The sequence below is a fragment of the Streptomyces albidicamelliae genome (assembly GCF_025642175.1).
Taxonomy (GTDB): domain Bacteria; phylum Actinomycetota; class Actinomycetes; order Streptomycetales; family Streptomycetaceae; genus Streptomyces; species Streptomyces albidocamelliae.
Genome location: NZ_CP106795.1, coordinates 4,524,353 through 4,536,953, shown reverse-complemented (window position 1 = coordinate 4,536,953; position 12,601 = coordinate 4,524,353). Strand labels below are relative to the sequence as shown.

At 67.7% G+C, this 12,601-nt stretch carries 7 protein-coding genes, 1 tRNA gene and 1 pseudogene; 5 read left to right on the top strand and 4 right to left on the bottom strand.

All coding sequences use genetic code 11. The features are described from left to right. Positions 1-24: 24 nt before the first annotated feature. On the bottom strand, positions 25-363 hold the full coding sequence (gene wblA, locus N8I86_RS20850; protein WP_185091300.1) for a transcriptional regulator WblA: 339 nt from the start codon (positions 361-363) through the stop codon (positions 25-27). Between the two features lie 542 nt (positions 364-905). Here wblA and N8I86_RS20845 point away from each other — a divergent pair. Next, positions 906-3,245 carry a transglycosylase domain-containing protein gene (locus N8I86_RS20845; protein ID WP_073887790.1) on the top strand — a complete coding sequence of 780 codons (2,340 nt, stop codon included), beginning with the start codon at positions 906-908 and terminating at the stop codon, positions 3,243-3,245. Between the two features lie 240 nt (positions 3,246-3,485). On the opposite strand, the gene N8I86_RS20840 is transcribed toward N8I86_RS20845, so the two are convergent. Further along, positions 3,486-3,953, bottom strand: coding sequence for a GatB/YqeY domain-containing protein (locus N8I86_RS20840; protein WP_123437219.1), 468 nt, complete (start codon positions 3,951-3,953; stop codon positions 3,486-3,488). A 94-nt stretch (positions 3,954-4,047) separates the two neighbouring features. Here N8I86_RS20840 and N8I86_RS20835 point away from each other — a divergent pair, with 94 nt between their 5' ends. The 3 genes from N8I86_RS20835 (at position 4,048) to N8I86_RS20825 (ending at position 6,099) form a co-directional block, all read left to right on the top strand. After that, a complete protein-coding gene (locus tag N8I86_RS20835; protein ID WP_123437220.1) occupies positions 4,048-4,974 on the top strand; it encodes a metallophosphoesterase in 927 nt (308 codons plus the stop codon). Between the two features lie 227 nt (positions 4,975-5,201). After that, positions 5,202-5,960 (top strand): Pr6Pr family membrane protein, encoded by a 759-nt coding sequence (locus N8I86_RS20830; protein ID WP_263278416.1) that lies wholly within the window; start codon positions 5,202-5,204, stop codon positions 5,958-5,960. A 65-nt stretch (positions 5,961-6,025) separates the two neighbouring features. Beyond that, positions 6,026-6,099, top strand: a tRNA-Pro gene (locus N8I86_RS20825). Between the two features lie 551 nt (positions 6,100-6,650). Here N8I86_RS20825 and N8I86_RS20820 read toward each other — a convergent pair. Continuing rightward, the gene (locus N8I86_RS20820) at positions 6,651-6,866 is read right to left on the bottom strand and encodes a hypothetical protein (RefSeq protein ID WP_263278415.1); all 216 of its coding nucleotides are present in this window, start codon (positions 6,864-6,866) and stop codon (positions 6,651-6,653) included. A 356-nt stretch (positions 6,867-7,222) separates the two neighbouring features. Further along, on the bottom strand, positions 7,223-7,780 hold the full coding sequence (locus N8I86_RS20815) for a hypothetical protein (protein WP_263278414.1): 558 nt from the start codon (positions 7,778-7,780) through the stop codon (positions 7,223-7,225). 3,679 nt (positions 7,781-11,459) lie between these two features. On the opposite strand from N8I86_RS20815, the pseudogene N8I86_RS20810 reads away from it, so the two are divergent. Then, positions 11,460-12,333: pseudogene (locus N8I86_RS20810) on the top strand (IS110 family transposase); the annotation flags it as partial. Positions 12,334-12,601: the final 268 nt, after the last annotated feature.

The following is a 12,601-nucleotide window of genomic DNA, read 5'->3' as shown; positions in this document are numbered from 1 at the left end:
GGGATGTGCCGGAGGGGGCTGCCCTCAGCTCACCGCCGCGTAGTTCTCGTACACCTCGTCGTTGTCGAGGGGCACGATGCCCATGCCGCGCTCGTACTCCGAGCGGGCCGTCTCCAGCAGCCTGCGCCAAGAGGTCACGGTGGGCCGGCGGCGCAGCAGTGCGCGGCGCTCCCTCTCCGTCATTCCTCCCCACACGCCGAATTCGACGCGGTTGTCCAGCGCGTCGGCCAGGCACTCGGTGCGTACCGGGCATCCGGTGCACACCGCCTTGGCCCTGTTCTGCGCTGCTCCCTGAACGAACAGTTCATCCGGATCGGTAGTGCGGCAGGCGGCCTGCGCACTCCAGTCGGTAACCCAGCCCATACCGGCGCCGTCCTCTCCCGAATCGAGGCTCCCCCACGGCGGCAGCGGCATATTCACCGCCGCCAGTTGAGGACGTTACGGAAGGTGGGCACAGCGCAACACCCCCTTCGGGCCCAATCTTGAATGGCCCGAACGGACTATGGGTAAGCGGCAGATCACCCGCGGGAGTGAGCTGGCGACATGCGCGACCATCCCGGCAAACCGGGACAGCTGTGGTGCGTCACACCGGGCGCCAGGTGACACACGAGGCGGATTCGGACACGTTCCCCTCAGAAATTCGGGGCACGTCCGCAACGATTCGGGGTCGCCGGACGTATTGATACGTGGCCGCGGTGCTGTGACAGTTGAGAGCAGCTTAGGCCAAGGCCTGCGCGCGTGTCCGGGAAATGAGAAGGTAGGCGCCCGGCTTTGCCGTGCCGTGCCGTGACGCGGGCCACTGCCGCCAGGCCGCTCGGCGCCGGAACGTCACGATCCGGCACCCGAACATCCCGACGGGGAGCCGGTCCCTCGGAACGCTCAGAGGTGGGGATTAGGCTGCCCCCATGCCAAAGAAGCGCTCGGGCGGTGGTCTGTCGGCGACGCAGCAGGCCGCGAAGTTCCTCGGTGTCAGTGTGCTCGCGGGAGCCGTCATGGCGGGCATCGCGCTGCCCGCGGCCGGCGCGCTGGGCCTCGCGGCCAAGGGCTCGGTCAAGAGCTTCGACGAGATCCCGGACAACCTCAAGAGTCCCCAGCTGAGTCAGCGCACGACGATCCTGGACAACCAGGGCCACCAGATCGCCGCCGTGTACTCGCGCGACCGCACGGTGGTCGACCTGAAGGACATCTCGCCGTACATGCAGAAGTCGATCGTCGCGATCGAGGACTCGCGCTTCTACAAGCACGGCGCCATCGACCTCAAGGGCGTGCTGCGCGCGCTGAACAAGAACGCGCAGGAAGGCGGTGTCGCCCAGGGCGCCTCCACGCTCACCCAGCAGCTGGTGAAGAACTACTTCATCGAGGAGGCCGGCGACGACCCGACGAAGGTCGCCCAGGCCACCCAGCAGACCCTCGGCCGCAAGATCCGTGAGCTGAAGTACGCGATCCAGATCGAGGACAAGCTCGGCAAGAAGAAGATCCTCGAGAACTACCTCAACATCACCTTCTTCGGTGAGCAGGCCTACGGGGTCGAGGCCGCCGCCCAGCGCTACTTCTCCAAGCACGCCAAGAACCTGAACGTGCAGGAGTCCGCGCTGCTGGCCGGCATCGTGCAGTCCCCGAGCCGCTACGACCCCGTCAACGACGAGGCCGAGGCCACCAAGCGGCGCAACATCGTGCTCCAGCGCATGGCCGAACTGGGCGACATCTCCCAGAAGGAGGCCGACGAGGCCAAGGAGAAGCCGCTCGGGCTCCACCCGAGCCAGCCCAAGAACGGCTGCATCACCGCCGTTCAGGGCGCCGGCTTCTTCTGCGACTACGTGCGCGAGGTCTTCCTGACCGACCCGGCCTTCGGCAGGACCAAGGAGGTCCGGTCGAAGCTGTGGAACCAGGGCGGTCTGACGATCCGTACGACCCTCGACCCGCAGTCGCAGCAGTCCATGCAGAAGTCCATCAAGGAGCACGTCTACAAGAGCGACGGTGTCGCGACGGCCGCGAGCATCGTCGAGCCCGGCACCGGCAGGATCCTGGCCATGGGCCAGTCCCGCCCGTACGGCTTCGGCAAGAACGAGACGCAGATCAACCTGTCCGTCAACCAGGGCATGGGCGGCGGCGCGGGCTACCAGCCCGGTTCGACGTTCAAGCCGATCGTGGCCGCGGCCGCCATCGAGGGCGGCAAGTCCGCGACGCAGGAGTACTCGTCGCCGTACCAGATGCCGTACCCGACCTCGGTGTCCGCGTGCGACGGCAAGACCTGGCGCAACGACCCCCGCAAGCCGGCCAAGCTGCAGAACGAGAACGAGTCGGAACACGGCCCGTACGGCATGAAGGAAGCGACCGCCAAGTCGGTCAACACCTACTACGTGCAGCTGATCAGCGACATCGGCATCTGCCCGGTCGTCGACATGGCCAAGAAGATGGGCGTGGCGCGCGCCGACGGCCGCAAGATCGACCAGGCCCCGTCCATCGCGCTCGGCACCCAGGAGATGTCGCCGCTGACGATGGCGAGCGCGTACGCCACCTTCGCCTCGCGCGGCATGTACTGCACGCCGGTCGCGATCGAGTCGATCACCCGGAAGATCGGCAGCGAGCAGAAGTCCATGAGCGTGCCGAAGTCGACCTGCTCGCGCGCGATGTCGGAGAAGACCGCCGACACCGTGAGCACCCTGCTGAAGGGCGTGGTCGAGGACGGTACCGGCCAGGAGGCCGGTCTGGGCGACCGCGCGAGCGCCGGCAAGACCGGTACGACGGACGAGCGCTTCGCCGCCTGGTTCGTCGGCTACACCCCGAACATGGCGGGCGCGGTCTGGGTCGGCGACCCGACCCATAAGCGGCGCATGATCAACATCACCATCGGCGGCATCCCGCACGACAAGGTCTTCGGTGGTGAGGTCCCCGGCCCGATCTGGCGCGACATGATGGCCGGCGCCCTCGAGGGCAAGCCCGCTCCCGACTTCAACCTGGTGGACATCCCCGATGACACCGACGAGGACGGCCAGGGAAAAGGCGACAGGGGGGAGAACGGGGGAAACAACGGGAACAACACGGCGGGACAGGTGATCGGCGGACTGATCGGCGGCCTGACGGGCGGGGGCGCCACTGACGGCGGCACCACCGGCGGCGACGCCGACGCCGGCACGACCGGCGGGCCGCTCCCGAAGCCGACGTTCTCCTTCCCGGACAACTTCATCGAGGGCCAGACCAACGGGGGCGCCCGTGGGAACGGCAACGGCGGCCGGCGCGGGTAGCTCCGCGGGACACGCCGGGTGAGTCCGTGCGTACGGCGGCGGGGCCGCACCCTTCGACCAGGGGTGCGGCCCCGCCGCCGTTCAGCTCTGCCTCTGCCTTTGCCGTCGGCGATCCGAGCCGACTGTGGCCGGCCGGGGCGGCTTCACCGCCGGGATGGTCCCGGACGCCGTGTGATCCCGGACGCCGTGTGATCCCGGACGCTGTGCTGATCCCGGACGCCTGCCGCGGGCGGCCGTCGGTCAGCCCTGCAGGAGCTTCTTCACCGCGGCGGCGACGCGGCCGCCCTCGGCCTGCCCGGCCACCTTCGGGTTCACGATCTTCATGACGGCACCCATGGCCCGCGGACCCTCGGCGCCGCCCGCCTTCGCCTCTTCCACGGCCTGGGCGACGATCGCGTGCAGCTCGTCGTCGGACATCTGCTTGGGCAGGTACTCGGCGAGCACCTCGCCCTCCGCCTTCTCCCGCTCGGCCGACTCGGCACGGCCACCCTGCGCGAAGGCGTCCGCGGCCTCCCGGCGCTTCTTCGCCTCGCGGGTGATCACCTTGAGGACCTCGTCGTCGGAGAGCTCCCGCTTCTCCTTGCCCGCGACCTCCTCCTTGGTGATCGCGGCGAGGGTCAGCCGGAGCGTGGAGGAGCGGAGCTCGTCGCGCTCCTTGATCGCGGCGTTGAGGTCGTCGTGCAGCTTCGACTTGAGCGTGGTGGTCATGCGGTCGATTGTCGCAGGTGCACCACCGCCAACGCCCGCCCATTTAAGGGGCAGCCGGTCTTGGCGGCCCGCCGGTGTCTGACACGATGGACGTATGCGCGCGCGATACGGAGTACCCCTGGGAATCATGGCGGCAGGCGCCGCCGGACTGGCGTACGCGGCGGGCTTCGAGGCCCGCTCCTTCCGCCTGCGGCGGGTGACGGTCCCGGTCCTTCCGCCCGGCATGCGCCCGCTGCGCATGCTTCAGGTCTCCGACATCCACATGGTGAGCGGCCAGCGCAAGAAGCAGCGCTGGCTCCAGTCGCTGGCGGGCCTGCGCCCCGACTTCGTGATCAACACCGGGGACAACCTGTCGGACCCCGAGGGCGTGCCGGAGGTGCTGGACGCGCTCGGTCCCCTGATGGACTTCCCCGGCGCGTACGTCTTCGGCTCGAACGACTACTACGGTCCCCGGCTCCGCAACCCCGCCCGCTACCTGTTGGAGAAGGCCAGCGGCCGGCACGGCCTGAACGGCAACCCGCCGGCCGTGGGCGTGATCCACAACCCGTGGGAGGAGCTGCGGGACGGATTCGACGCGGCGGGCTGGCTGAACCTGACGAACACGCGGGGCGTGCTCAAGGTCGAGGGCGTGTCGATCGAGCTGACCGGCGTGGACGACCCGCACATCAAGCGTGACCGCTACGCCCAGGTGGCGGGCGGCCCGTCGGGGACGTACGACTTCTCCCTCGGCGTGGCCCACGCGCCGTACCTGCGCACCCTGGACGCCTTCACGGCGGACGGCTATCCGCTGATCCTGGCCGGCCACACCCACGGCGGCCAGCTGTGCATCCCCTTCTACGGCGCCCTGGTCACCAACTGCGACCTGGACACGGACCGGGTGAAGGGCCTGTCCCGGCACACGGCCGAGGGCCACACGTCCTACCTCCACGTCTCGGCGGGCTGCGGCACCAACCGCTACACCCCGGTCCGCTTCGCCTGCCCACCGGAGGCGACGCTGCTGACGCTGGTGGGACGGGAGTAGGCCCGGCGGGCGCCGGTGTCACCGGGGGCGGGGTCCTCGGAGGCGGCCGGGGGGAGGCGGCCCGGCGGAGGCCGCCCGGGAAGGGCGACTCGGGGAGGACGACCTGGGGAAGGCCAGCCGGGGAAGGCGAGCCGGGATGGACGACCCGGGACTGATGGCCGATGGGCGGTAACCCACTCGGCCCAATCCACATGGCCGGCCCCCTCGCCCACTCCTAGCGTGAGGGCATGACCGCCCCGATACCCAGGGACATCCCGGACCTGCCCGCGATCCCGGGCCCGCCCCTGCTGGTGCCCGCCCCGGTGCCGGCCACGGCGGTGGTGGCCCCGGTCCGCCGCCCCATGGCAGCGCTGTTCCGCCTGCTGATCGCCGCCGCGGCGGCCGCCGGTGTCGCCCTGGAACTCCTCATCGGCACCCCGGCACGCACCCTGAGCTACTTCAGCGTCCAGGCCAACATCCTGCTGGCCCTGGTCATGCTCCTGTCGGCGGCCAGGGCCTCCCGGGCCCGGCGCCCGCTCCCGTCCGGCCTGACGGGGGCCACGCTCCTCTACGTCGTGACCGGCGCGCTGGTCTACCACCTGCTGCTGGCCCGCACGACGCCCCCGTTCTCCATGACCGGCGGCACGGCGGTGCCGGAGCGCTGGCACGCCCAGTGGGCGGTCCTCCAGTTCCTCCACGTGCTGGTGCCGGCGGCGGCCGTGTGCGACTGGCTGTTCCTCACCCCCGCGGGCCGCCTGCACCTGCGCCAGACCGCGACCTGGCTCCTCTACCCCCTGGCCTACCTGGCCTTCTCCTTCACCCGGGCCGCCTTCCTCCCGCCCGGCGACCCGGCCCGCTACCTCTACCCCTTCCTGGACGTCACCGCCCACGGCTACCGCAGCACCCTGGCCAACGCCCTCCTCCTGGGCCTCGCGATGTACGCCCTGGCAGTCGTCCTGGTGGCCCTGGACCACACCCGCCCGACCCCGGTACGCCACCGGTGCTAAACCGGATTTCGTCTACGGCCACCGGTGGGCTAAAGTAAACGTCGTCGCCGCGAGAGCAGTGACATCGGGGTGTAGCGCAGCTTGGCAGCGCGCTTCGTTCGGGACGAAGAGGTCGTGGGTTCAAATCCCGCCACCCCGACAGCTGAAACACCAGTTCAGGGCCGGTCTTCCTTCACAGGAAACCGGCCCTGACTCGTTCCCTGGGGCTTCTGGGGAGTGAACGGGGAGTGGATCAAGGAATCCACTCCCCGAGCGTCCCTCCTGGCGGGCTCTCAGCAAGGCATCGAGCGCCGGCACAGGGGACCGAGGATGCATGGCCAACCGGGCCTCCGACGACTCCTCCCACTGCTCGGTCAGTTCGCCCATGAGTCGGTTTCTCATCCGTGTGGTGATGTGCGAGTACAGCCCCTGAGGGATACCTGCACCTCGGGTGATCGGGCCGCTCTCTGTCACAGCACGGCCTGAAAAGCGGAAGGTCGCCGGTTCGCCCCCGGCCCCAGCCATCGCAGCCCTGAACAGGGCTTGAGCCCCTCTCCGGAGTCACCGGAGAGGGGCGCTTTCGTGTCCCTACGCCAACCATTACGCCGACGCCACCCACATGGGTCGGCCCCGCGCGACCGCCCGGGGCGGCGACCTGCCGCACCCGGCTCTGACCTGATGTACCGCTGGCTGCGTTGGTCTTGGTGGTGGTCAGGGCCCAACGTTTCCCAGGGTGCCGCCTTGGCCGTTGCTGTGGTAGCCCGCGCCTCCCTCGTTGTTCCCGTCGTGGCTGGTGGAGTATGCGGCCGCTTGGTGCTGCACCATGGGTGCGGCTTCGGCGCTGGCCACGCCGATCGTTCCGGCGGCGAGGGCGGCGATGCAGGAGATCCCGGCGATGCGGGCCATGTGACGTCGAGTGTTGATCATGAGAGAACCTCGTGCTTTCCAGGTTTCGGGGTGGATGCAGTTCCCCTCCGGCGACTGCGGGTTTTCAGTGCAGCTTTCGGGGTGGCTGGGGTGTGTCCGCTGGTCGGTGGACCGGCCGGTTGACGCCGGCTGTCGGCCGCCTGTCCGGGCGCACCGTCATCCGTGGCCTGGGTGCCTCGAAGGTCGAGGCGAGTGACCCCACCGATCGGCGGTGGCAGAGCGACGCGAGCATCCCGCTCCCCTTGGCCGCACACTGTGGAACGTCGAGGATGACGTCTGAATCGCCTCTCAGCCCCCCGCATGACGACGGCCCCGCCGGCACGGATCCGGAGCGGGGCCGCGTTGAGTCTGGCGCGTTATCCCATCTTCGTGACGTCGGTGATCTTGATGGTGACCTCCGTCCCAGACGAGACAGTCTGGATCAGCGACGGCGTGTAGTTCAGACTCGTCTGATCCGACAGCTCAGCCGTATCGATGACCGGCCCCGACTCGTCACCCTTGATCTCGTAAGTGATCTCGTACGTCGCGTCCGGATCAACGCTCGAACTGTCGACCATCAACGTCAGGTCCGGCTCGACCGTCACGTTGCAGCCCGCCGACCCAAAGCACTGCCGCGACTTCGTCTTCAGGTCAATCGAGAAGCTGTCGGCATCCAGGTCGGCGTACGTCGCCGCCGAGTCCTCAGTGGTCTCGGACACGGTCTCGGCAGTCGAGGCGCTCGCCTTAGGAGTTGCGGCCGGCTTGCTGTCGCCGTTGCTGGACTGCACGACCACAATGCCCGTTCCGACGACCGCGGCGATGACGGCTGCTGCGGCGCCGACGATGACGAGGTTGGTCCGGCTCTTCTTGGCCGGGGCGGGCTGCTCGGGTGGGAGCGGCGGCGAGGCGGGCGGTGGTGGCGTGTCGGTGCTCATGGTCCCCCCATGACTGGTGGCTAGTGCACGCATGATGCGCCCGTGTGGAGATGGTGTGGAGAGCAAGTCACCGATCCGTGACCCGAAATGGGGACGGCCTGTCACGACGAGGAGGTACGCCTGCGCGGTCGCGACGGCATGCCACCCACTGCCGCATCAGCCCAGGACGGAGCTTGAGAGTTGCCACATGTGGGGGCCAAACAGGGGGCCACACGCGGCAGCCCCGTCAGGACCGTCCCAGACGGTAATGGACGGAGACGCAGCCGAACGAGCAAGTCACTGACCGCGCGGCAGGGTCATCAGGGGGTCCGAGTCGCGTTCGGGACGAAGAGGTCGTGGGTTCAAATCCCGCCACCCCGACAGTGAAACACCAGGCCAGGCCTGACCTCTCTATTTGAGAGGCCCTCTGGAGAAATCCTGGAGAAGATCTTGGTAATCGTCTCCAGACCAGCGCCCTACCGCCACGCCCTCAGCAACGCGTCCGAGACAGCCACGAACGGGCCGGGGCCGATCGTCCGGCCTGCGTAACGCCTCCTCTCCCTCCCGGTGAGTGGCATCCTTATGCGGTGTCAGCCCTGGAGGGTTAGCGCTCCGGTCGCCGTATCCATGGCTTTCCGGCCGCTGCTACGCAGGATCACACCCCACCACGCCGGGCGGTGCAGGCAGGCGTGCTGGATCTCGCCGACCCTCCCGGATGGGAGACGGGCGGAAATCACCCTGCAGCGGTACCTCTTCGGCTGCCCAGGCGTCGCATCCCTGCGGACACGGCTGTTCGGGGCGAACGGCTACAACCACACCCACACGGCCAACAGCCATCAGGCAGATGATGCCCACTCGAGGCGAAGCACCTCTCGGAGATCCCGGCCTCGAATACGTGCGGCTACTCCCCGGATGATTCTGACTGCGAACCACCCTCATGGCCTCCGGAATCCCCTCCCCGACCAGAACCCTGCTCAGCTTCCTGCCGTCCAGTCCCTTGGCTCTGAGTGTGACCTTCTTGCTGTCCAGTGCCCTCACCCTGAGTGTGGCCTTCCCGCTGACCCGTGCCCTGGTGCTGTGGATTCACCTGCTGACCAGGATCCTGCCGTTCGGTGGTACCTTCGCGGTGGCCAGTGCCTTGGCCCTGAGGAGTCCTATTCTCATCAGTTTGATGCCCAGGATCCTGCCGCTGCTCTATGTAACGGCCCCTTTCGCCACATTTGGCGTCCGCTTTGCCTTGGCCATATCCGGCGCTCCAATTTCTATTGTATCTGGCCAGTGCATCCCCCTTCAGGCCGGGCGGGGTTTTGTGGAATGCATCGCTGCATCGCGCGCCCTCGGTATAGCCGTCGGTATAGCCGTAACCACGGTTGTCGTCCGGCGACGGGGCCGCCACCGCTACCTGCGCCGGGGCTGGGACGGCCGCGGCCTGCATGGCCAGGCCCGACGTGAGTGCCAGAGAAGCCAAGAGCCCCGGGCCGAGCAGGATGATTGGTCGCTTGACGCTCACGACAACCTCCCATTCGTGCATCATCGAAGGCAGTGCGTTGAGCAAAACACAAGTGTTGGGATCTCGCTTAGGGTGTCCCCATGTGGCTTGTGTGGCGAATAGAGAGCGAGCGACTTCTTATTTGACAGCCACAACACCAGATCCCGCACTGCCGAGCCGCTACTCGCCCTCACCAGCCGCCCGGTTACATATCCTGCCATCCACCCTTGCGCGCGACAGCCCGAGATGCAAGACCGAATCGCCTGCGCCCGTCGGTGACTCCTCGGGGCGAGCGCCCTAAGGAATGGCGGATGGGAGCCGGCAAAGAAGGCAAAGAGCGAGCCAGCTCGCCGACCTCGAACGCGCCCGTCCTGAATCGTTCACCGCGGCTGTGTTGTGATCGCCTGGGTCCCCGGTTCCGGACGGCTATGTGTACACCGCCGTCAACAAGGGCGGCTGCGGCTCGTTAGTCAAACCGCATCAACAAGGCTGCCAACGGTGTGTGGGCCTGCCTGGGCTCACCGATTCCGGCCGGTTACGTCTTCACCGGCATCAACAAGCGCGGCTGCGGCTCGCTGTCCAACCCGCATCGAGATAGCCAGGGCTGGCCTGTGGGTCTGCCTCGGCTCCCCGCTTCCACCGGCCGGGTTCGTCCTACTCGCACGAACCCCGACGGCTGCGGTTGGGGCTCGCCGGCAAGCCCGCTCGGAAAAGGCGTGAAGCTTTAGGGAGCCAAACGGGGGCCAGGCGAAGCAGCCAAGGCAGGACGCTGCCGGACAGTTGCGGACTGCACGAGTGGCGGGCGAGCTGATCAGGCGCCGCCAAGCCGAGTCTGCAGCGGACTAAAACGCGTTCGGGACGAAGAGGTCGTGGGTTCAAATCCCGCCACCCCGACAGAGAAACACCAGGTCAGGCCCGGTGCTGAGAGATCAGCACCGGGCCTGATTTGCTCTGCTGGGAGACCCTCTGGAGCTGCGGTGGTCCGGTCTGTCATGGGGTCGATGCGTCTGGGCGCCTGGAAGTACGCGCCACGCACCGCTCCAGACCGGTCGCCGCAGCGGCTGCACACTGCAACTGAGCACCACGGGTGGCCGTCAGTTTGCGTCGCCTCCAGAGTTGTTCTGGTGCTGCGAGTCAGACTCATGCCCTCCAGAGTTACTCTGCTGCTGCGAGTCAGACTCATGCCCTCCAGAGTTACTCTGCTGCTGCGAGTGAGACTCATGGCCCTCAGCCGGCAACTCGGGCTGCTCCTTATGCAGCGGCCCGATCCGGACTCCTTCGGATTCCCGTTCGTCCGCTTGCCGCTGCCCCTGCCGTCCAATTTCCTGGATTGTGGTCCTTACCGCGTCGGGTCCAGTTGATTCATTTGTCGCCGCACTGTTCCACCCCTCTCGCCACCCCTGGTAATACCGGAGAGCCGCCGTGGAGTGGCCTTGGGCAGAGGGCACCGGAGCGGCACTGGGGGGCTTGCCGGCATGGAATGCCGCACGCCCCTCGGAAAAACCGTCGTACCAGGCGCTGAGCAGCCGGTCATCGTCATAGGGGTTGGGAGGTGGTGGCTTGGTGGGGACAGAGATGCTTTGGGTTGCTGCCGGTGCCGGGGCGGCGGAGGCCGCTCCGGCCAAGCCGGGCGAGAGCACCAGCGGGGCTATGAGACCGGGGCCCAGCAGCAAGAACGCGCGCTTGGCATGCACGATGGTTCCCCTTCCCACGGACGTACGTCCGTCGGGACGGCATGCGCGGCCAAACCCCAGCGTTGCCAGTGTCACAGCTGAATACCTTGCGGTCTACATGCATGGTGAAAAGTGCGGCTTTCAAATAAACTAGCCGTAACCTGCAATAACGCGCCGCGCATCTATTAAGTCGCTGCTCAGTCTCACCAGACATTGTTTTAATCGTGAGGAAGATGTACTTCACAGTCTTGCACGTGACAGCGTGCTGGACAAGATATTCATCCGGGGCCAGCGCGGCACGGGAAGAACGGACGCTGGAGGCTCTCCCGAAAGCTCCGGAAGCCCGGATTTCCGCCGTGGCGGCTGTCGTGGTGCTCTATGCCTGGCGGGTGTCCTGGCCATCACGACCGAACGGCCGGCCCGTGCCACGGCAGCGGGGGGTACCCTCTGCCTCCGCCGCTGTGGGGCTCCGGAGCCCGGCACGGAATAGCACTGGCCCGTTTCGGCGGCACGGTGCGTGACCTCACCACCTCCGAGAGATGCGGCCCGGACGATGCCTCACACTCTGCGGTCGCTGGAGCTGACCGACGAGATCACCGCCGAGCTCACGGTGCTGACCGGCTTCGACCAAGACCTCGCGGCCGAGGCGACCCGCACCAGCAACCGGATCCGCGGCCTGCTCACCCAGTTCCACCCCTCGCTGGAACGCGTACTCGGACCGCGACTGGACCACTCGGCGGTCACCTGGCTCCTCGAGCGATACGGCTCCCCGGCCGCTCTGCGGAAAGCTGGCCGCCGCAGACTGGTCGAGGTGATCCGCCCCAAGGCCCCCCGCATGGCCGCCCGGCTGATCGACGACGTCTTCGACGCCCTCGACGAGCAGACTGTCGTGGTCCCGGGCACGGGCACTCTCGACGTGGTCATCCCGTCGCTGGCCCGCTCGCTCGCCGCGGTCCACGAACAGCGCCGGGCCCTGGAAGCCCAGATCAGCACCCTGCTGGAGCGACCCTCTTCACCCGGTCCTGACCTCGATGCCGGGAGTCGGAGTCAGGACCGCAGCCGTCCTGCTGGTCACCGTCGGCGACGGCACCGGCTTCCCCAGCGCCGCCCACCTCGCCGCCTACGCCGGCCTCGCCCCCACGACCAGGTCGTCCGGGACCTCCATCCACGGCGAACACGCACCACGGGGCGGAAACCGGCAACTCAAACGCGCGATGTTCCTCTCCGCCTTCGCCTGCATGAACGCCGACCCCGCCTCACGCACCTACTACGACCGGCAAAGAGCCCGAGGCAAAACCCACACCCAAGCCCTCCTCCGCCTCGCCCGCCAACGCATCAGCGTCCTGTTCGCCATGCTCCGCGACGGCACCTTCTACGAATCCCGGACCCCCTGCGTCACCCTCGCCGCATGACCATCCCGAACAGCCTCAGACCCGACGCCACGTCCTTGACCAAGGACATAGAGACCCCCCGCATGACGACGGCCCCGCCCGCACGGATCCGGAGCGGGGCCGCGGTGAGTCTGGCGTGCTATCCCATCTTCGTGACGTCGGTGATCTTGATGGTGACCTTCGTCCCAGATGAGACAGTCTGGATCACGACGGTGTGTAGTTCAGACTCGTCTGATCCGACAGCTCAGCCGTGTCGATGACCGGCCCCGACTCGTCGCCCTTGATCTCG